Here is a 20,644-nt window from a genome sequence, read left to right as displayed (position 1 = left end):
CGTGGTCGTTATAGAATCTTATCGAGACATTTTCCATACGCTTACTTCATTATTTACCATGCTGAGCGAGAAAGAACTGCTTTTGCTGTTCTATCTCTCGACGCAGTTCTTCTTCGGTGGGCATGTATGCCATATATTTCGAGGCAAACAGCTGTTCGCTCTCGTGCAGTACGGAATACTTGGCAATGGTCTTGTCTGTTTCGGTGCAAAGCAACACTCCTAAGGTTGGATTGTCATCCTCTCCTTTCACCAGATCGTCAAACATACGTACATACATATCCAGTTGCCCCACGTCTTGATGGGTCAGTTTGTGCGTCTTCAGCTCAAACAAGACAAATCGCTTCATACGATAGTTGTAGAACACCAAGTCAATATAATAGTCCTCGGTGTCCGCCTTGATGTGTTTCTGTCTATCTACAAAGGCAAAGCCACGACCAAGCTCCAAGATGAACTGCTGAAGGTTGTCCAGCAAGGCTTGCTCCATCTCAGATTCGTCAAATTTAGCATCCTTGCGAAAGCCCATGAATTCTGCCACAAAGGGATTCTTGATGTATTCCTTCGGGTCTTCACCTTCAACTGCAGGCAACGGAAGTTCTAATTGCTGACGTTGCGAAGCCATCATGCGACCATAGTATTGGGTGGAAACATTACGTTCCAAGGTACGCACGCTCCACATCTGCTCAGATGCCTCCTTCATATACCATTGCCTTCCTTCCGGTGTTGCTTCGCGCATGATGATACAAAGATGACTCCAAGTCAAATTGCGCACACGCGTGTGCGCAATCTCCAAATCTTTGAAACTCAAGTAGAAACGACGATATTGCTCTAAGCTACGCTGCCCAAATCCCGAACCATATTCCAACGTCAGTTGTCGGGCAAGATTAGCGATTAGTTTAGTGCCATATTTAGCCCGCTCCTGTCCTTGCTGTTCTTCTTCCACAATTCGCCTGCCAATGTTCCAATAGGTTGCAATGGCTATCTGACCGGCAGCAGCATACGCCTGCCGTCTGCCATCTTCTATAATCCTGCGGATGTCGTTCAAGACATTGCCGTTGGTCGTCAATTCATTCATACGCTTACTTCATTATTTCGTCCAACAGTCCGTCGGTGTCGTGCTCGATGCTGCGGAAGTCCTTCATGATGGCATCGAGGGTGCGGAGCTGCACGGGCTTGGAGATAAAGAGATGTTCTATGATGCAAATGTAACAAACTTATTGCAATACATTTCGTTTTACGAAGGTTCATCACTCTTTGATTGAAGTCAGCTTTTGAACATTTACTAACAAAAAGCTGCACAATCCACAGACCATTAGTGACTTTGAAGCGAGTAAAACGCTAAGAACCCTTACTCTGCTTATGCGCAACTTCAAAGCCAATTTTGTCAGCCCCCTCGGATTCTGCAAGATTTTCGCAGGGAGCCGTGTCTTTCTTCCTCGCCCCTACTCCACCTGGAAAAGGTCGCTGATGACGTCGTTGCTCACGGGGAATGCTGCTTCCGGGAGACGCAGGTGCTGACCTATCAGACACAGCGTGCCGCGCTTCAGATGCACATGGGCATCTTGAAGAAGACGTTCCAAACGACGTGGCGAAAAGTGTTGCTCCAATTTCTGAAGATTCAGTCCCGCTGAAGTTCTCAGCGCCGTCATCACCGTCTCGTTGAAAGCATCCTCCTCCGTCAGTACTTCTTCTTGGAAGGGGGGCTGACCTGGACGCTTCAACCACGCACCAAGGTCCGAAAGATTGTGGCGACGCACGCCCCACGGTGCATCCTCCGATGCCAGACGGAAAGAGTGCGCTCCAGGTCCGAGACCTACGTATGCCACCTCCGTATCCCAATACCCGCTGTTGTGGCGGGAGTGAAAGTTCGGTAGGGCAAAGTTGGAAATCTCATAGTGCTCCATCCCTGCCGCGGCTGTCATTTCACACAGCGTGTCATACTCTTTCAGCACCGTTTCCTCGTCGGGCAGCGCCAGTTCGTGGGCATCAATGCGCCGTGCCATCACCGTGCCCTCCGCCACCATCAGTGCGTAGGCAGAAAGGTGGGTTACGCCAAGCGAGAGTGCCGTCCGAACGTCATGTCGGAAAGACTCAAGCGTTTGAAGCGGCAAAGAATAGATGAGGTCGAGACTGATGTTCCGAATCCCCGCCCGCTGCAGGCGTTCCACCGCCCTCACCGCCGTGGCAGCATCGTGACGCCGATGAATCACTTTCAGTAAGTCGTCGTTGAAGGTCTGCACCCCGAGGCTCACGCGATTGATGCCCATCTTCTTGAGTGCAGAAAGAAAGGAATCTGTCAAGTCATCGGGATTTGCCTCCAGCGTCACCTCGGTGGCGTCATCCAAGAAATAGAATTGGCGCAGTGTGTCAAGAATCTCCTCAATTTCTTCAGCGGTCAGCCGCGACGGCGTTCCCCCGCCGAAGTAGATGGAGCGCAGTGGCACACCTTCCTCCCGCCCACTTTTTCTCACTTTTTTCAGTTCGTGTGCTCTTGCCTTGATTTCCTCCTTCAGTACCTTGACGTATGCCTGCCGTTGCTCCACCCCACCGGTTGTGGAGTAGAAGTCGCAGTAAGTGCAGCGCGAAGCACAGAAAGGGACGTGGACGTAGATCATTGTTTTTGTAGGGTTTTATTGCGATTGTCAGAGCGGTCTTTTGTAAGTCTCGTCAGTCACACAGCACGCTGTGCTTCCGTCTCCACTCACAAAAGACCGCTCCTCTAAACGAAAAACTGTTCAACCTGTTTTTCAGAACGTCGGTTTAGAGTTTCAGACTCTTCCACCAGGCATCGTCGTTTTTCAGGTGCTTGGCGAACCAGGCGAAGATGACTTGCTGCCAAGCCATGCGCTTTTTGTAGTCCACAATGACGTGGTTCTCGCCATCGACTTGCACATATTCCACCTCCTTGCCGAGAATCTTCAGCGCGGTGTAGAGTTGCTGGCTCTCGTTGGTCGGCACGTTGGTATCTACGGTGCCGTGGAGCAGGAGCAGAGGGGTTTTGATTTTGTCTGCGCTGAACAAGGGAGACTGCTCGACATAGAGAGAGGGGTTGTTCCAGGGGAAGCTGCCATACTGCGCACACTCGCCGTAGGTGTAGCCCCAATATCCCCCACCCCAGTAGCTGGCGATGTTGCTGATGCCGGCGTGGGAAACGGCTGCGGCGAAGAGGTCGGTGCGGGTCTGAAGATACTGCGTCATGAAGCCGCCGTAGGAAGCACCCATGCAACCGATTTTGGAAGCATCGACAAAGGTGTGTTCTTTGCAGAACTGACGGGTGCCTTCAATGATGTCCTCCGCGGTGCGCTTGCCCCAGGCATTGACGTGGCGGGCGGCAAATTCTTGACCGTAGCCGATGCAACCGCTCGGGTTGACGACATAGACCACGTAGCCCTGACCGGCAAGCACCTGCACGGGATACTGATATTCCAAACACTTCGTGGAGGGCGTGCAGCCGCCGTAGTAATAGACAATCATGGGATATTTCTTCGTCTCATCGAAATTGGGCGGGAGGAAGAAGAAACCATCGATGGAGTCGCCTCGGGAGGTGAGGAACTTCCAGTCGCGGCAACTTCCGACGGCGACGTCGCCGACACTCTTTTCAAAGCTGAGAGGACCGAAGGGTTTCACACGCGGAGTCGTGGTGTCCAACTTGCCAATCACCATGTCGCGTGCACGCTCTCCGCTCTGCCCGAACGCCATAAAGTCCGGATTCTTGCGCTGTCCGACAGCCATGGAGAAGCCGGAAACGCATTCGATGGGAAGACGGTAACTCTTGACCGCGCCGCTCTCGGGATTCAGCGAGAAGATGCCGCGACCGCTGGCGTCATCCGCCACAAAATAGATTTGACCGTCACCGCGAGACCACTGATAGTTTCCGACGGAGGGTTTGAAGCCCGGGAGCAAGGGTTTGGTCTGGTGAGATGCGATGTCGTAGAGATAAAGACGATAGTCAAACGCACTGGGATTCATGTCCTTTCCGACTTCACAGCCGAGGCGGTTGAAGGAAGCGGGAGAAGCGGAAATGAGCAGGCGGGTGGCGTCGGGAGAGTAGATGGCAGAGGAGATGAAAGCCGTGTCGGCGAGAAGCGTGTCCACCTTGCCGGTGTAGGCATCCATTTCGACGATGGTTCTGCGTTCGAAGGGCATCTTGGCAGGATCGAAGCGGGTGTAGCAAAGCAGGAGTTTCTTGGCATCCTGAGAAATGTCTGAAAGATAGACTCCTGCACTGCCGTAGGTCAGTCGGCTCATCGTGGCAGAGGCGAGGTCATATTTCCAAAGCGTGCTGCGATTTCTCCATCCCGGCATACGGTCATCCGGGTCGCGCAGGAGTTTGAGACTGTTGGAAGTGGTGGGGCCTTCTTCGGTGAGGGTGTAAATCAAATAGTCCTTTTTCGGAGAGACCTCGAAGTTTCCGTCGGGAATGTGTTCCGCCAACACCGTCTCGTTGCGAGTGGCAGCGTCGAAGAGGACAAGTTCCCGTCCCTGCAGGTTGTTGCGGGTGAAGAAGAGTTGATGGTCTTCCGCCTCGAGCCAGGAATAGGGCGTGTAGCCGTTGAGTTTGAAAACGTCTTTTCCGGTGGCGAGTTCGGTGAGGCGTGTGGTGTAGGAAATGTTTCCGTTCTCTTCTCGGAGATAGGTCAGAATGACGGCGAATTTTCCATCGGGCGACATGGAGCATCGGCTGTAACTTTCGCCGAGCAGCATGTCTTTCATGGTGTAGGGGCGCTTGCCGGTGGCGTTCACCACGACATCTTTGAGGTTGTCGCCCCGAAGGCTGACAAAGAAGGAGTCTTTGGCTTCGGCAAGCGTCAAGGCTTGGATGACAATCTCAGCGCGACCGGGTTGGAGGGAGAGTTTGTCGCCGCTGAGTTGCGTTCCATCGACATAGACGCGATGGTTCGCCAACTTCTCCACCGAGAGTGTGGCTTCGACGAAGCGCGGAGTCTGCACGTTGAAACGCAGGGTGCGGAGGACGCCCGCTGCATTTTCCGGACAGTTGAGGGCTTCGCCACGTTTCACAACCTGCACGGCGGCGGGTTGTGCGACACGGGCGGGTTTGAAGGGTTTGTTTTTCTCCAAAGCCTCTTTCAGGTCAAGAGTCTTTTCTTTCAGATTGACAGAATCTGTTTGATAGGGGCGGATGAGAGGGGCAGAGGAAACGAGGTCTGCCTTCTCCACCACGAGGGTGTCGGCGGAGGCCGCCAAGGAAAGGATGCTGAGAAGTGCTATGTTCATGATGGTGAATGATGGATTCAGAAAAATCAAAGAGAGGAAAGGGGGACGAAACAAGCCTAACGGTTCATTGCGCTGAAGTCTTTCTTTCTCAGTTTGAAACTATTGGTGAGATATTTGTCTCGAACGACTTGATTCTCGGAGAGTTCTTCGGGATTGCCTTGGAAGAGGATTCTTCCCTCAAAAAGGAGATAGGCGCGGTCGGTGATGCAGAGCGTTTCTTCGACATTGTGGTCGGTGATGAGGATGCCGATGTTGCGGTCTTTGAGTTTCCAGACGACATACTGAATGTCTTCGACAGCAATCGGGTCCACGCCGGCGAAAGGTTCGTCCAACATGATGAACTTCGGGTCGATGGCGAGACAGCGTGCAATCTCGGTTCTGCGTCGCTCGCCACCCGAGAGGGCGTCTCCGGGGTTCTTGCGTACTTTCTGAAGGTTGAACTCGGAAATGAGGCTCTCGAGTTTGTCGCGCTGATATTCTTTCGAACGCCCGGTCATCTCCAGCACGGAGGCGATGTTGTCCTCCACGCTCATCTTGCGGAAGACGGATGCTTCCTGGGCGAGATAGCCGATGCCTTTCTGAGCGCGCTTATAGACAGGGTCTTTCGTGATTTCCTCATCGTCAAGGAAGATTCTTCCGCCGTTGGGCACGACGAGTCCGGTGGTCATATAAAAAGACGTGGTTTTCCCCGCTCCGTTCGGACCGAGCAAACCCACGATTTCTCCTTGTTTGACGTCAAAAGACACGCCGTTCACGACGGTTCGGCGACCATATTTCTTGACCAAATTCTCCGAACGCAACACCATGCGGTGTTCGGGAGCAGGCGTTGTTTCAAGTTCTGCCATGTTGTTCTTTTTTCAAGACGGGATGTGTCAAAATGCACATTTTGGCTACACCCTTGGACGGTGCGTCAGAATAGGCAAAATGCAAGGCGCTGAGGAAAAGGGCAAAGGGAGTGCGGGAAAAACACATGACCAAACCCGAGTCCGATAGCCACGCAGCAGATTGGCTATTATGACACACTGCCACTATACCATATTATATATATATAAGGAACTATGCAAGGAACGTCGAGCGGAGCGTGAGTCAGACTTCCTCGTTCTCGTAGAGGAAACGCTTGATGCTTCGCTTCGGAGTTTTTTCAAACTCTTCTTTCATGAGTTTGAAACCGCTGAGCCGTTCGTAGGTAGCGACCTCATTGTTGAGTTCCTTGCGGTTTTGCTCCATCACGGCGTGAAGCGCATCCGCGTCAAGTCCGGCGGCAGCGGCTTCATCATAGTCCGGATGAATCAGCGCATAGAGTTTTTCGTTTCTCTGAATGACGATGCTCTCGCTGACGTAGGGGTAGGTGTTGAGTTTGTCTTCGATTTCCTCGGGATAGATGTTCTGACCGGAAGCGCCGAGGAGCATGTTCTTGCTGCGTCCGCGGATGAAGAGATTGCCTTCGGCATCCATGAGACCAAGGTCGCCCGTGTGATACCATCCCTCGCTGTCAAGCGCAGCGGCGGTGGCTTCGGGATTTTTGAAATAGCCGAGCATGGTGTTCATGCCTCGCGTGAGAATTTCGCCGGCAATGTGCTGCGGGTCTGCGCTGTTCACCTTCACCTCCATGCGAGGCGCGGCTTTTCCGCAAGAGCCCTGACGGAAATGATGCCAGTCTTCGTAGGTGATGATGGGAGCACACTCGGTGGCACCGTAGCCGACCGTATAGTTGAATCCGATTTTCTTCAGCAGACTTTCGACCTCGCTGTTGAAGGCGGCACCGCCGATGATGATTTCGTAGAAATTTCCTCCGAAGGCTTCTTTGAGGCTGTCGCGCACCTTGTCAAGAATCTTACCACTGATGACGGGGACTTTGAGCAAGACCTTCATGCTGTAGGTCTGAAGTTTCGGGAGCACGTTCTTCTTGATGATTTTCTCGATGATGAGCGGAACGGAGATAATGATGACAGGCTTGATGTCGCTGAAAGCCTTCAACACAATCTTCGGGGAAGGAATGCGAGTGAGATAATAGACATGGCAGCCGTGGAGGAATTCAAAAATGAATTCAAATGCCATGCCATACATGTGAGCCAACGGAAGCATGGAAATCACCTTGTCTCCGGCTTTTACATAGTTGCCCAGCACTTCTTCGGCAAACATATAGTTGGACCACAGAGCGCGGAAGGGAACCATCACGCCTTTGGAGTTGGAGGTTGTTCCGCTGGTGTAGTTGATGAGCGCGAGTCCGTCGGGGTCTGTTTGATGGGAATAGTTGATGTGTTCCGGTCGGAAATATTTCGGATATTTCTTTCCGAAGTATTCGTTCAGTCTCTCTCGGGCATCGGTGAGGAGCGTGGAGCGCGAGAGCACGACAGAATAGTCAGGAATGTAGATGATGCCTTCAAGGTTCGGCATGGCTTCACCGTCAAGTTCGGGCCAAACCATGTCTCCGACAAAAAGAATTTTGGCTTCAGAGTGATTCACGATGTCGTGGACCTGCTGCGCCTTGAACTCGTGGAGCACGGGCACCGCGACAGCACCATAACTCAAAACGGCGAGGAAAGCGGCAGCCCAGTGTGCGCTGTTTCGTCCGCAGAGAGCGATGCGATCGCCTTTCTTGACACCGGCATTTTCAAACAAAATGTGAAGTTTCTCGATCTTTCGGGCTACGTCCTTGTATTGAAGTGTGACACCTTGATAGTCTGTCAGTGCATCTGCATTCCAGTTGTTGCGAATGCTCTCGGCAATCAGACCCACAAAGTCGGAGTAGTTTGAAGGGATTTCCATAGTATTATATAAAGGATATATAAAGGAGATAAAAAATGCGCTCTTTCACTCCTCTTTGGGGAGCTTCTTTCGCACAAAAAGATAATTTTTGCGCAAAGTTACGAAAAAATCCACATGACACTCCCTTTTCCCGCTTTTTTTGTCCACGCCGGCTTGCAAAAAAGGAGGAGAAAGGAAGAAAAGGGAAAGGAAGGGGAGAAAAAAGCGGTGTGGGATGAGGTAAGTAATCCTTACTAAAATATGCCGCCTTCTCCTTGAAAAATCGGCTCTTATTCCTAAAAAATCAAAAGAAAAGACACGGGAAGTTTGTTCAAACCACAAAGAAGTTCTAATTTTGCACCGCAATTTTGCAATAATCACATTTTTATCCACAAAAGTCTTATGATTAATCAGTACGAGACCGTTTTCATTATGACTCCCGTTTTGTCTGACCAACAGATGAAGGAAACGGTCGAAAAATTCAAAGATGTCCTCGTCCAGAACGGCGCAGAGATCATCAATGAAGAAGCATGGGGATTGAAGACCCTCGCCTATCCTATTCAAAAGAAGTCCAGCGGCTTCTACGAACTCATCGAGTTCAAGGCTGAACCTGCTGCCATCGAACGCTTGGAAATTGCTTTCCGTCGCGACGAGCGCGTCATCCGCTCCCTCGTTGTGAAACAGGAAAAATATGCAGCGCTCTACGCAGAAAAACGTCGTAACAAATTTAACAAAAAGGAGAACTAATCATGGCACAGGCACAATCTGAAATCCGCTATCTCACTCCCCCCACCGTAGATACCAAAAAGAAAAAATACTGCCGCTTCAAAAAGAGCGGAATCAAGTATATTGACTACAAAGATCCCGAATTCCTCAAAAAGTTCCTCAACGAACAAGGCAAAATCCTGCCCCGTCGCATCACCGGCACTTCCCTCAAATACCAGCGCCGCGTCGCTCAGGCAGTGAAACGTGCACGCCACTTGGCACTCCTGCCCTTCGTAACCGATTTGATGAAATAATTTAGGAGGACACATTTACATTATGGAACTGATTCTTAAAGAAAACGTACCCGGACTCGGATACAAAGACGATATCGTAGAGGTTAAGAACGGCTATGGCCGCAACTACCTCATCCCCCAGGGCAAAGCTGTCATCGCTTCTCCCTCCGCAAAGAAAGTACTCGCTGAGAACCTCAAGCAGCGCGCTCACAAGCTCGCCAAGATCAAGGCTGACGCTGAAGAACTCGCAGCAAAACTCGGCGCCATTGAACCCATCACCATCGCTACGAAAGTCAGCGCAACCGGTGCTATCTACGGCTCCGTCAACAGCCTCCACATCTCTGAAGCACTCGCTAAACTCGGTTTCGAAGTGGATCGCAAGAGCATCGTGGTGAAAGAAGTGAAAGAAGTGGGCTCCTACAGCGCAACCGTGAAACTCCACAAAGAAGTTTCCGTTGAAATCCCCTTCACTGTGGTTGCTGAAGCTGCTGAAGCTTAAAACTTCGTTTCTGACAATATTGAAAACTTTCGCGTGCTGCCTCCCATCGAGAAGCAGCACGCTTTTCTTTTTTGAGGGACACATCAAAAGTGCTCCCTCCACGCCCATGCATCGCTATTTCCTCTTCCTTTCCTATCACGGCGCAGCCTATCACGGTTGGCAAGTGCAACCCAACGCCGTCAGTGTGCAGCAAAAAATCAATGAAGCACTCAGTCTCTTGCTCGGACAAACCGTTTCCATCACCGGAGCCGGAAGAACAGACACGGGGGTGCACGCAAAAAAAATGGCTGCACACTTTGACACGGAAAAGGAACTGGACACGAAACAAACTGCCTATCGGCTCAACCGAATCCTTCCACCGGACATTGCCATTCACGCACTTCGTGAAGTGAAACCCGAAGCACACGCACGCTTCGACGCTCAGGAACGAACCTACCACTACTTCCTCTGCCAGCACAAAGACCCGTTCCTGACGGACTCCGCCGCCCACATGCCTTTTGAACTTGACTTCAAAAAGATGAATGAGGCAGCAAAGATGCTGCTCTCAGTCAGTGACTTCACCTCTTTTTCCAAACTCCACACCGATGCCAAAACAAACATCTGTCGTTTGAAACGCGCAGTGTGGGAAGAAGTTTCACCCGGCGTCTGGCGTTTTGAAATCACTGCAGACCGTTTCCTTCGCAACATGGTGCGAGCCGTGGTCGGCACACTCTTGGAGGTGGGAAGAGGAAAGAAAACGTTGGAAGATTTCCGCCAAATCATCGAAAGCCGAAACCGATGCGCTGCAGGCGATTCGGTTCCGGCTCACGGACTCTTCCTGGTGGATGTGGTCTATCCTACCGATATTTTCTTATAATGCTTGGCGGTGTGTCATAATAGCCAATCTGCTTCGTTGCTATCGGATTCGGGCTTGGTCATGTACTTCAGTACACTCCCTGCGCCCTCATCCTCAGCGCCTTGCATCTTAGCCATTCTGACGCACCTTCGAGGGTGAAGCTAAAACTCATCTTGCAAACAGACATGACGAAGAGCATATTGGAAGGCTCTTTTATTTAAGTAATCCTCAAAAAATAACCTGCATCATCTTTGAAAATCTTTTCGGTCCATATTTCCACCCTCATCAGTCACATAACTACGGCTATGCTCCTTCTTCGGGTGAAAATCTGACCTCGAAAATCTAATTCAAATCTGACGCAACTTATTATTTTCATATTACTAAGGGATTCAAACTGTGCTGAATCTCTGATTTTTTGAGTACTTTTGCGAATAAATAAACAAATTGTGGCATTTTTCTGCCACGCTTCATTCATCTCTCACACATTTTTCTTTGACATGATACAGTCAATGACCGGTTTCGGCAAAGCCGATGCCATCCTTGAAGGAAAAACCATTCACATCGAAGTTCGTTCTCTCAACAGCAAAAGCATGGACCTTTCCACGCGTGTGGCTTCCAGATACAGAGAAAAGGAAATGGAAATCAGAACCCGTGTGTCTCAAGTACTTGAGCGCGGAAAAGTGGATTTCTATCTTTGGTTGGAAAAAGACGAAACGACTTATACGCCCGTCTTGAACGCTGCAGCCGCCGAGTCCTATCTTCAACAAATGAAGGAAATTTCCGCAAAAACGGGAATCCCCATGCCGACCAACCCGTGGGAGGTGCTCGTTCGCCTGCCCGAAAGCACGATGCAACGAACCGAAGAAAGCCTCGAAGAAGAAGAATGGAGCAAAGTCTGCGCAGCCATTGACGAAGCGCTGAACCATCTCATTGACTTCCGAAAGCAAGAAGGAGAAGCACTCGCGAAAAAATTCACCGAGAAACTGGATGCCATCGCCGCGCTCAAGGAAGAAATCGTGCCCTTTGAAAAAGCACGCGTCGAGAAAATCCGCAAAAGACTCGAGGAAAGACTCGAGGAACTCACCGGAGTGGACTACGACAAAAACCGACTCGAACAGGAACTCATCTACTACATCGAGAAACTTGACATCAGCGAAGAAAAACAACGTCTGACGAACCACATCGCCTACTTCCGCGAAACCATGCTCAACGGCAGCGGACAAGGAAAAAAACTCGGATTCATCGCTCAAGAGATGGGAAGAGAAATCAACACCACCGGCTCAAAAAGCAACATCGCCGAAATGCAAAACATCGTGGTGAGAATGAAAGATGAACTTGAACAAATCAAAGAACAAGTGCTGAATGTCATGTGATTAGCACATACCAATCAACAACCTTAAATCTAATGCCATGAGCACAAAAGTAGTCATTGTCTCTGCTCCGAGCGGAACCGGAAAAAGCACGCTCATCAACCACCTGATGAAATTCCGCAGCGACATCGCTTTTTCAGTTTCTGCCACCAACCGTGCGCCGAGAGGGAAAGAGCAAAATGGTGTGGACTATCATTTTCTCTCCACCGAGGAGTTCCGGCACCACATTGAGCAAAACGACTTTTTGGAATATGTGGAAGTCTATGGCGGTCGCTTCTACGGCTCCCTCAAGCAGCAGGTCAATCGCCAACTTGAAGACGGCAAGCACGTCATCTTCGACGTGGATGTGGTCGGTGCTCAGAAAATAAAAGAATACTATGGCGACCGTGCTCTGAGCGTTTTCATCCAGCCTCCCTCCATTGAAAGTTTGCGGCAACGACTTGAACAACGCGCCACTGATGCGCCCGAAGTCATTGAAGACCGCTTGGCGCGAGCCCGCTTTGAGTTGAGCCAGGCAGAGAAGTTTGACCAGATTGTGGTGAACGACGACCTTGAGACGGCGAAGAAAGATTTCGTAGCCCTGATTTCCGAATTCCTGGACAAGCCATGAAGCGCACGGTTCTCTTTGGCGGTTCTTTCAATCCGATTCACAACGGCCACCTTGCCTTGTGTCGTGCCGTCATGACGCAAGGTCTTGCCGATGAAGTCTGGATGATGGTCACTCCCCACAATCCTTTGAAAGCCTCCGCCGACTTGATGCCCGAAGCAGAACGCTATGCGCTCTGCGCCCTCGCCACCGCTGAGGAGAAGGGCATCCGAGCCTCCGCCTTTGAGTTCTGTCTCCCCCGCCCCTCCTTCACATGGCAAACGCTACAAGCACTGCAGAACGCCTATCCCGACCGAAGTTTCTCCCTACTGATTGGCGCCGACAACTGGGCGATTTTCGAACGATGGTTCAAAGCACGCGAAATTTTGGAGAACCATGAAATCTTGATTTATCCCCGTCCCGGCTACACCCTGCCCTGCTCCTCCACCCTCCCCCGCGGAGTGCGCATCATTGACGCGCCACTCCACCACATCTCCTCCACCGAGATTCGTCAAATGCTCCGCGAGGGCAACACGGAAACCGCCCGTCGCCACCTTCACCCCGCCGTTTTTGACGCACTGATGAAAAGAGAGAACTTAGTAAAAGATTGAATACCTGCCCCATAAGGAACGATTCTCACTTTCGGTGCTGTGTACCACCAACCGTTTGCTTTATGAACCCCAAAAAATAGTTTTAGGGGATCATACTTTGTCAAGCCTTAAAAACTTTATGCATAGGCACATGTACATGCATAAAGTTTTTAAGGCTTCAACTTTGCCTATAGCAATGATAGGAGAATCCATTAACTCACATTTATACATCTTTGAGAGACGTTCTACTTTTGCACTGAATTCAAGAAATATATCATACATTAAGAATTAAACGATTATGAACTATCCAATGATTACGTGGTGCATTATTGCTGCTGTGCTGTTATGCGCATTTATCTTCAGAACCATCGAATATTACACTGCCAGACACCGTAGTTACAGTTGCGACCACAAAGCAAAGCATCTGCTTGGGTTCGGTAGGGAAACAGATATGTTCTACGTTCCTGGCGACGATCATATCCCGGGTATCACTAACAAAGAAGATGCAAGCGAAGACCAATAATATGAGCATGCCTGGTGATAGCACCGTTTTGCGACAAACGGCTGCGTTTCTTGCCGAATATGCTTCACTGCTGTTGGGATGCGGAGGCACATGTATCCGTATAGAAAAGAACACCAAGCGTATGGCAGAGGCCTTTGGCGTGAACCTCGACATCTTCATCATGCCGGACCATGTCACTGTTTCGGTGTGGAATACGGCCCAGACGCATGCCGAAATAGCGCAACGCAGAACCGCCCACTGTGGCATAAGCTTTGACTTGAACACCCGCCTGAGCCAACTAAGCTGGAAAATAGCAGACAACCGCTTGGGGCTGCCTGCTGCGGTGGAGCACTTCGAAGGCATCAAGACCACAAAGCCCACGGGCAAGTGGGAGGTGCTGATTCTGACGAGTTTTGCCAATGCAGCATTTTGCCGTCTGTTTGGCGGCGACTGGTTTGCCATGCTGATAGTATTCATTTCCACACTGACGGGGTATAGGCTCAAGCAAATCATGCTCGAAGATGGGCGCGACGTGCGCCTGACCTTTCTGTGCGCCTCATTCTTCTCAGCTTCCATCAGTGCTGGCGGGCATATCTTCCATATTGGTTCAACTCCAGAATTAGCACTTGGCACGAGTGTTTTGTACTTGATTCCCGGAGTACCCTATATAAATGCGGTCAGTGATATGATATACCGGCATTATCTGTGTGCGTTCAGCCGTTTTTTTGATGCGGCTGTGCTGACCGCGTGTCTGTCAGCGGGACTTTGTGCCGGAATGCTCATGCTTGGCTTAAAATGGTTTTAGGTCGACCAAAACCCACCTTGAAAGAATGATGTGGAACGATATTTTTATCAATATTTTTGAGGACGGCTTCTTTGCAGCGATAGCAGCCATCGGTTTCTCCAGTATAAGCAATACCCCCAGGCGTGCTTATTCAACCTGCGCTCTGATTGCTGCTGTGGGACACGCCATACGTTATGTGTTGACACAGCCTGAATTAGGAGGCTTACACATTATCCCTGCCAGCACGGTGGCTGCATTTGCCATCGGCATGTTCGCGGTGTTGTTTGCCTCACGTATCAAGTGCCCCGCCGAAGTGTGCTTTTTCCCGGCACTGCTGCCTATGATACCCGGCATGTATGCCTACCGTACAATCGAGGCACTGCTGTTATGTCTGTATCACACCCGGGAGGAGGTCTTCAGTCACTACTTTTATCTGTTTGCCTTTAATGGTCTCACCTGTACATTTATTATTTTAGGCATGGTCATAGGGGCTACGACTCCGGTCTTTCTACTAAAAAAACTGTCGTTTACTGCAACGCGATAGAAATATTTTGTAATTTTACCTTTATATGGAACTAAGACAATTAAGATATTTCGCAAAAGCTGCCGAAACGCAGAGCTTTTCACACGCTGCAAACTGCATGCATATAGCCCAAAGCTCGCTTTCGCAGCAGATTAAGCAGCTGGAAGACGAACTTGGCACCAAGCTCTTTATCCGCGACAGCCGCTCCTTCCAGTTGACCGAGGCTGGAGAAGTGATGCTACCCTTTGCTCTTCGAACCATACACGATGCAGAAGCGTGTGCCGACCGGATTCGTGATTTACGGAACATGCTGACCGGCACGCTCAACATTGGAGTCACCCACTCCTTCAGCGCTATTCTTACGGAATCCCTGATAGCTTTTATAAAGTTGTATCCGAAGATAAAAGTCAACATCGTGTACAAGCAGATGAATGAGCTGATGGAATTGCTCTCCAATCACGAACTCGACTTCGTGCTCGCCTTCAAACCCCTTCAGCCCTTGCCCCATGTGGAGTCGCATATTCTGTTTCAGAACACCCTGTCGGCGATAGTCAGGACAAACCACCCCCTTGCCTCGAAAGACAAAGTGGCCATATCCGAACTTGCAAACTATGATTTGGCACTCCCTTCAAAGGGGTTGCAGGCCCGTAATGCCTTTGACAACATTGTGTCAGATTACGAACAATTCAAGATACGCATTGAACTGAACAATGTCAACACGCTCTTGAAACTCGTACGCCAGACAAACCTCGTCACCGTGTTGGCAGAAGATACCATATACGGCGTGGGCGATGTGAAGGCCGTGCCTATCAATGTTCCCGACAACCAGATGTCGGGCTGTGTCCATATCCTAAAAGAGACCTATCGCAAACAGTCGATGCAGGAGTTTGTGCGTATCCTTACGGAATCAATCGCAGTCAAACGCTTTCAGAACAACTGGATATAGAAATAGCAGGATAATAGTTAGCACGCCTACTTTTTTTGTCCATCCCCACATTCTGTTCACTCGGGCAGCCGTTCGGCCTCGTGCCGAGAGCATAGCGTGGCTGTTTGCCCCGCCGGCCTTTCAACGCCCCACCGCCCGCTGAAAAATGGATGCCGTGATATGGGTGTCCGGTAAGCGTTGAAAAATTAAATCGGTTGAGTTGATTTTTGTGAACGTTCCTTATCCCGTAATTGATAGAACATCCCTTAGAAGAACATGCTTCCACTTTTTCTCATTTATCTCCTTGCCGTCAACGTGATGACCTTCTTGCTCTTTGGTTTGGACAAACATAAGGCAAAGAGAGGGAAATGGCGCATATCTGAAGCCACCCTACTGACCATGGCTGTCATCGGCGGAAGCATCGGAGCATGGGGCGGAATGCGAATTTGGCATCACAAAACGTTACACAAGAAATTCAAGTTTGGCATCCCCTCTATCCTCATTCTTCAACTTGCTTTAGGGACTTATCTGCTCACTTCCAATCTTCATTTGCTTTCAGGGGTGTTCTAAAAATTAGGTTGAAAACGTAAGCACTTTCTTTTGAACGTTCCTTATCCCGTAATTTATAGAACACCCCTTCAACCCTCTGACGAGAAAGATGGTCACAAAAAACCTTACTCAGCAAACGGTTTGCACACAGTTTCACCCCACACCGTGCGGGGAACTCATCCTGGCTTCGCTGGACAATGCCCTGTGTCTGTGTGACTGGAAGGGAATGCCTTGTGCCGAACGGAACTTGCGAAGAATCGAACGATATGTGCATGCAAAATTCAGCACGGCATCCTCCCCAGTTCTTCCTTATCCTCTAAAAGACTGCGCACACTATCGATACGCTCTGCTGGATAGGTGACCTTGAAACGGCAGAGCATACTGTCCATTGCCATACGCCGTGCATGGTAATGCTCGATATCTTTATCGTTCCATTCCAGTATTGTTTCACCCAATAGAGAAAATTTTATCATTTGAATATTGATATTGTTTATCCTTAATTCCGCAACACTATTACAAATATAACTTTTTAAGTACCTGAGCAACAAAAAGTTGCTCAGGATTTTGCCATGTCAGATTTTTCACCTATCTTAGTGTTGCAAATCAAAATATGTATCAAACCCGACAGACATGGTAAAGGTAGCAATAAAATCTGAGAAACTCTCTCCTTTTGGAGGATTTTTTTCAATAATGGAGCTATTTGACTCCAATCTCTCATCTGTAATCGACTCAACTCTCGGTATGAGATGCAGGCTGTATGGTTATCAATACAGCGAAATCATCCGTTCGCTTATGAGCGTTTATTTCTGTGGCGGCTCATGCATAGAGGATGTCACCACTCATCTGATGTACCACCTCTCGCTTCATCCGACATTTCGCACATGCAGTGCCGACACGATTCTCAGAGCCATAAAGGAACTGACCCAGGATAACATTTCCTACACATCCGACACTGGCAAGACCTACGACTTCAACACGGCAGACAAGCTGAATACACTGCTCCTCAATTGCCTATTGTCCACAGGGCAGCTGAAAGAGGGCGAGGGGTATGACGTTGACTTCGACCACCAGTTCATAGAGGCTGAGAAGTATGATGCGAAGCCTACATACAAGAAGTTCCTTGGTTATCGCCCTGGCGTGGCAGTTATTGGCGACTTGATTGTCGGCATTGAGAACAGCGACGGCAACACAAATGTCCGTTTCCACCAGAAGGACACGCTGAAGAGGTTCTTTGAAAGGTTTGAACAGAACAAGCTTATTATCAACCGTTTCAGAGCTGATTGCGGCTCGTGTTCTGAAGAGATAGTGGAAGAGATTGCTAAACACTGCAAGACCTTCTATATCCGTGCCAACCGATGCAGTTCGCTCTACAATGACATCTTTGCCCTCAGAGGTTGGAAGAAAGTGAAATTGGGCGGTATTGAGTTTGAGCTGGCCTCCATTCTCATCGAGAAATGGAAAGGGAAGGCATACCGTCTTGTGATTCAAAGACAGAAGCGGATAGACGGCGAACTCGACCTGTGGGAAGGAGAATACACCTACCGCTGCATCCTTACAAATGACTACGAGTCTTCCGAGAAAGAGATTGTCGAATTCTATAACCTCCGTGGAGGGAAGGAACGCATCTTCGATGACATGAATAACGGATTCGGCTGGAACAGGCTTCCAAAATCCTTCATGGGAGAAAACACGGTGTTTCTTCTGCTTACGGCACTCATACGCAACTTCTATAAATTCATCATGGCGAGGCTTGACGTGAAGAGGTTCGGACTCAAAGCAACAAGCCGCATCAAGGCGTTTGTCTTCAAGTTCATCTCTGTGCCAGCAAAATGGGTCAGGACATCAAGGCAGTATGTGCTGAATATCTATTCATGCAACAACGCTTATGCTGATGTGTTCCAGAATGACTTTGGATAACACCGGCAACTTATGGTCGTGATTTTGCGTATTGCCTCAAGTCGCATGGTGGGGTAAGGGGCATTTATATGTCTTTATGGTGACATTCGATGCACTGTGCCCCCTTTTTACTAACGATGCAGATTATTTTCGCTTCTGTATCATATTAGGCGCGTAGTTGCGGATTTGAGGCATTCAACAATGATTGGCTCAACCACAGGATATTTTCATTTGTTGTTCGATCAGGTACTTTAGTTTTTATTTCTTTGAGCGTGTTAGTCAATAAATCTTCTTTATCTACTAAAATCATCTTGTCAAAGTCGCTAAACTCTACCAATCCGTCCCACGATTTGATAACTTCCATTTGGTCGTTTGTCAAAAAATGAAACTCCCCCCTTATCATATTTTCAAAAATGGCAACTTCACTTCCAAACTCGTTGGTAAAATATAATGCCAAAGGATGAATTTGGCTTACCCAATTTTCAGCGGAAAATTTTTCTTTATCCTTCAAGAAGATGTAGAATTCAATATCTGAATATTTGTCCCCTTCATTTTTGGTAAATGACCCATACATAAATACGGCAGAAATATTTTTATCATTTTGAGCTATTGACTTTGTTTTGTCAATCATCTGTAACTGTATCATTTTCTAATTTTTTAATATTAACAATCGTCCTTTCTACTTAGCGTAGTAAAGGATATTTCAATTCTTATTCTATCTTACAGTTACTTATAGCTTCATTTTCTTGAATGTTTTTCGTTGTTAATCGTTTCTTCAAATTACCGCCAACGGTTCGCGGCTTTGCGTTCGGGCGGGATTTTTAGCACTGCACTTGATACGAAGAACCACAGTTCAAATTTAGCACAAATTTTCATACGGAGAACGTCCCCCCGCCTGACGCAAAACCGATGTTAGCGGCTGTACTTTTGTCAGAGTTGAATTGTCCGTTCTATGTTTGTCTGCTCTAAAAAGGTTTCATCGTGCGAAACCACAATCAATGTCCCCCGATATTCGTTAATAGCTCTTGTCAAGATTTCAATGTTTTGTATGTCCAGATTGTTGGTTGGCTCGTCCAAAATAATAATGTCAGGCGATTGATTATTGATTGTTAAACAACACAACATTAAACGCATTTTTTCTCCGCCACTCAAAGCGTTGCAAGATTTGTCCCAATCTTCTTTGGTAAACAAAAATCGGTTAAGCCTGATTTTGATTTCGTGTTCCTGTAATGCCGAAGTATTGAATTGTTCGGCTTGTTCGTAAACTTTCAGTTTGTCGTCAATCAGCGAATAGTCTTGGTCAATATAAACCGATTTGTTGTCTGCTCTGTAAACTTTTCCTGTTTGTGGTTCTATGTTGCCTAAAATCAGTTTTATCAAGGTTGTTTTACCTGAACCGTTTTTGCCTTTTAAAGCAATGCGTTCGCCACTTGTGATTTTAAAATTTAGGTTTTCTGTCCAAAGCGGTTGTGTGTCGTAACTGAAATTGAGGTCATTAGCCGTAAATAGAATTTTGCCTTTGTGCAATGCAGAATTGTCAAAGCCGAATTTCATTTTGTCAATGTCTGGCAACGAAGAACGTAGTTCCTGCAATTCCTGTGAAACACTACCGATTTTTTCAGTGTGAACACTTTTCATTTTTGATGTGCTGTTTTCGGCATTGTTTCGTAATGTGTTCATCATAATTCGGGCAACACCTGCTTTTTCCTGTTTCTTTTTTCCACGACTATCCAAACGATTTTGTCGTTCAATTGTTTTTCGCTCCTTTTCTTTTGCCTTTCTAAGTGCTTTTTCTTTACTCTGAATATCTTGGCTTAAAGCATTTTGTTCAATTTCTTTTTGCTCCTTATAAAATTCATAGTTTCCGCCATAAACTTTAATTTCATTTCTGTTGAGCTCATAAATAGGATTTAATAATTGAAGTAACTCTCGGTCGTGGCTAACGATTATAAAAGTTGCTCTTGAAGTTTGAACGAAATCGTATAGTAAGTCTCTACTGGATTTGTCCAGATGATTACTGGGTTCATCTAATAAAACAAATGATGGTTGATGAATAAATAAACCAGCAAGAAAGACTTTTGTTTTTTGTCCTCCACTTAATTCGCTCAATTTTTGAGATAGTGATAAATCAGATATATCCCAATAGCTTAGGGCTTCTTGACATTTTTCTTCTATTGTCCAATCGTCATTTAAAAGACTATAATTCTTTTCATCTACACTTCCGCTTAAAATTTTGTGTAAAGCATTGAGCTTAGTTTCAACTTGTAAGGCTTGTGCAATGGTTAACTTATTAAACTGACCGAAAATTTGAGGAATATAGTAAGGTTTAGCCTGGGAAGTAATTTGACCTTCATCAGGTTTTAAATCCTTAGCGATAAGTTTTAACAAAGTGGATTTTCCAATGCCATTATTGCCAATTAATGCAATTTTATCGGATTGGTTTACTGTCATACTTAAATTAGTAAACAGCGTATTTTTATTGGGATGTGAATAGGATAAATTTTGAATCGTAAGCATAATTAATTTCTTTTTGAGTTTAACAAAAGTGGGAACCCAATTTTTTGAGCTGATTGTTAGATTGTCTAAGAAATTAATTTTTACATTTTC

Annotated in this window: 19 protein-coding genes and 2 pseudogenes; 12 read left to right on the top strand and 9 right to left on the bottom strand. The window is 47.9% G+C overall.

Going from position 1 to position 20,644, the window contains the following annotated elements; translation table 11 throughout:
• Positions 1-49 precede the first annotated feature (49 nt).
• From I6E40_RS03595 to I6E40_RS03570, 6 genes are all read right to left on the bottom strand, one after another.
• Positions 50-1,072 carry a YhcG family protein gene (locus tag I6E40_RS03595; protein WP_235385539.1) on the bottom strand — a complete coding sequence of 341 codons (1,023 nt, stop codon included), beginning with the start codon at positions 1,070-1,072 and terminating at the stop codon, positions 50-52.
• 367 nt (positions 1,073-1,439) lie between these two features.
• On the bottom strand, positions 1,440-2,612 hold the full coding sequence (gene hemW / locus I6E40_RS03590) for a radical SAM family heme chaperone HemW (RefSeq protein ID WP_235385538.1): 1,173 nt from the start codon (positions 2,610-2,612) through the stop codon (positions 1,440-1,442).
• 145 nt (positions 2,613-2,757) lie between these two features.
• Positions 2,758-5,232 carry a S9 family peptidase gene (locus tag I6E40_RS03585; protein WP_235385537.1) on the bottom strand — a complete coding sequence of 825 codons (2,475 nt, stop codon included), beginning with the start codon at positions 5,230-5,232 and terminating at the stop codon, positions 2,758-2,760.
• 56 nt (positions 5,233-5,288) lie between these two features.
• Positions 5,289-6,077: an LPS export ABC transporter ATP-binding protein gene (gene lptB, locus I6E40_RS03580; RefSeq protein ID WP_235385536.1), complete on the bottom strand. Its 789-nt coding sequence runs from the start codon at positions 6,075-6,077 to the stop codon at positions 5,289-5,291.
• Positions 6,078-6,318: 241 nt separating this feature from the next.
• On the bottom strand, positions 6,319-8,001 hold the full coding sequence (locus I6E40_RS03575; protein ID WP_235385535.1) for an AMP-binding protein: 1,683 nt from the start codon (positions 7,999-8,001) through the stop codon (positions 6,319-6,321).
• Between the two features lie 45 nt (positions 8,002-8,046).
• A complete protein-coding gene (locus tag I6E40_RS03570; RefSeq protein WP_235385534.1) occupies positions 8,047-8,361 on the bottom strand; it encodes a hypothetical protein in 315 nt (104 codons plus the stop codon).
• A gap of 24 nt (positions 8,362-8,385) precedes the next feature.
• Here I6E40_RS03570 and rpsF point away from each other — a divergent pair, with 24 nt between their 5' ends.
• From rpsF to I6E40_RS03515, 11 genes are all read left to right on the top strand, one after another.
• A complete protein-coding gene (gene rpsF / locus I6E40_RS03565) occupies positions 8,386-8,727 on the top strand; it encodes a 30S ribosomal protein S6 (RefSeq protein WP_235385553.1) in 342 nt (113 codons plus the stop codon).
• A 2-nt stretch (positions 8,728-8,729) separates the two neighbouring features.
• A complete protein-coding gene (gene rpsR / locus I6E40_RS03560) occupies positions 8,730-8,999 on the top strand; it encodes a 30S ribosomal protein S18 (protein WP_235385533.1) in 270 nt (89 codons plus the stop codon).
• Between the two features lie 22 nt (positions 9,000-9,021).
• Entirely contained in the window at positions 9,022-9,477 is a 456-nt protein-coding gene (gene rplI / locus I6E40_RS03555) for a 50S ribosomal protein L9 (RefSeq protein WP_235385532.1), read from the top strand.
• 106 nt (positions 9,478-9,583) lie between these two features.
• Positions 9,584-10,333: a tRNA pseudouridine(38-40) synthase TruA gene (gene truA, locus I6E40_RS03550; RefSeq protein ID WP_235385531.1), complete on the top strand. Its 750-nt coding sequence runs from the start codon at positions 9,584-9,586 to the stop codon at positions 10,331-10,333.
• A 476-nt stretch (positions 10,334-10,809) separates the two neighbouring features.
• Complete coding sequence (locus tag I6E40_RS03545) at positions 10,810-11,685, top strand: YicC/YloC family endoribonuclease (protein ID WP_235385530.1); 876 nt, start codon at positions 10,810-10,812, stop codon at positions 11,683-11,685.
• Between the two features lie 37 nt (positions 11,686-11,722).
• On the top strand, positions 11,723-12,292 hold the full coding sequence (gene gmk, locus I6E40_RS03540; RefSeq protein ID WP_235385529.1) for a guanylate kinase: 570 nt from the start codon (positions 11,723-11,725) through the stop codon (positions 12,290-12,292).
• Positions 12,289-12,879: a nicotinate (nicotinamide) nucleotide adenylyltransferase gene (gene nadD / locus I6E40_RS03535; RefSeq protein ID WP_235385528.1), complete on the top strand. Its 591-nt coding sequence runs from the start codon at positions 12,289-12,291 to the stop codon at positions 12,877-12,879. The genes gmk and nadD overlap by 4 nt, the downstream gene beginning before the upstream one ends.
• A 482-nt stretch (positions 12,880-13,361) precedes the next feature.
• The gene (locus tag I6E40_RS03530; protein ID WP_235385527.1) at positions 13,362-14,165 is read left to right on the top strand and encodes a threonine/serine exporter ThrE family protein; all 804 of its coding nucleotides are present in this window, start codon (positions 13,362-13,364) and stop codon (positions 14,163-14,165) included.
• A 25-nt stretch (positions 14,166-14,190) separates the two neighbouring features.
• Positions 14,191-14,688 carry a threonine/serine exporter family protein gene (locus I6E40_RS03525; protein ID WP_235385526.1) on the top strand — a complete coding sequence of 166 codons (498 nt, stop codon included), beginning with the start codon at positions 14,191-14,193 and terminating at the stop codon, positions 14,686-14,688.
• 25 nt (positions 14,689-14,713) lie between these two features.
• A complete protein-coding gene (locus I6E40_RS03520) occupies positions 14,714-15,613 on the top strand; it encodes a LysR family transcriptional regulator (RefSeq protein WP_235385525.1) in 900 nt (299 codons plus the stop codon).
• Positions 15,614-15,868: 255 nt separating this feature from the next.
• Entirely contained in the window at positions 15,869-16,162 is a 294-nt protein-coding gene (locus I6E40_RS03515) for a DUF1294 domain-containing protein (protein WP_235385524.1), read from the top strand.
• Positions 16,163-16,446: 284 nt separating this feature from the next.
• Here the strand turns inward: I6E40_RS03515 and I6E40_RS03510 are convergent.
• Positions 16,447-16,650 (bottom strand): annotated as a pseudogene (locus tag I6E40_RS03510) (two component system sensor kinase); the annotation flags it as partial.
• 121 nt (positions 16,651-16,771) lie between these two features.
• On the opposite strand from I6E40_RS03510, the gene I6E40_RS03505 reads away from it, so the two are divergent.
• Complete coding sequence (locus I6E40_RS03505; RefSeq protein WP_235385523.1) at positions 16,772-18,058, top strand: IS1380 family transposase; 1,287 nt, start codon at positions 16,772-16,774, stop codon at positions 18,056-18,058.
• A gap of 172 nt (positions 18,059-18,230) precedes the next feature.
• On the opposite strand, the pseudogene lnu(I) reads toward I6E40_RS03505, so the two are convergent.
• Together lnu(I) and abc-f are read right to left on the bottom strand one after the other, a co-directional pair.
• Positions 18,231-18,683 (bottom strand): annotated as a pseudogene (gene lnu(I), locus I6E40_RS03500) (lincosamide nucleotidyltransferase Lnu(I)); the annotation flags it as partial.
• Positions 18,684-18,967: 284 nt separating this feature from the next.
• Complete coding sequence (gene abc-f / locus I6E40_RS03495) at positions 18,968-20,557, bottom strand: ribosomal protection-like ABC-F family protein (RefSeq protein WP_410897028.1); 1,590 nt, start codon at positions 20,555-20,557, stop codon at positions 18,968-18,970.
• Between the last annotated feature and the right edge of the window lie 87 nt (positions 20,558-20,644).

This window comes from Prevotellamassilia timonensis, from assembly GCF_021531665.1.
Classification (GTDB): domain Bacteria; phylum Bacteroidota; class Bacteroidia; order Bacteroidales; family Bacteroidaceae; genus Alloprevotella.
The sequence above is the reverse complement of the archived record's forward strand: the minus strand, read 5'-3'. Positions and strand labels throughout refer to the sequence as shown.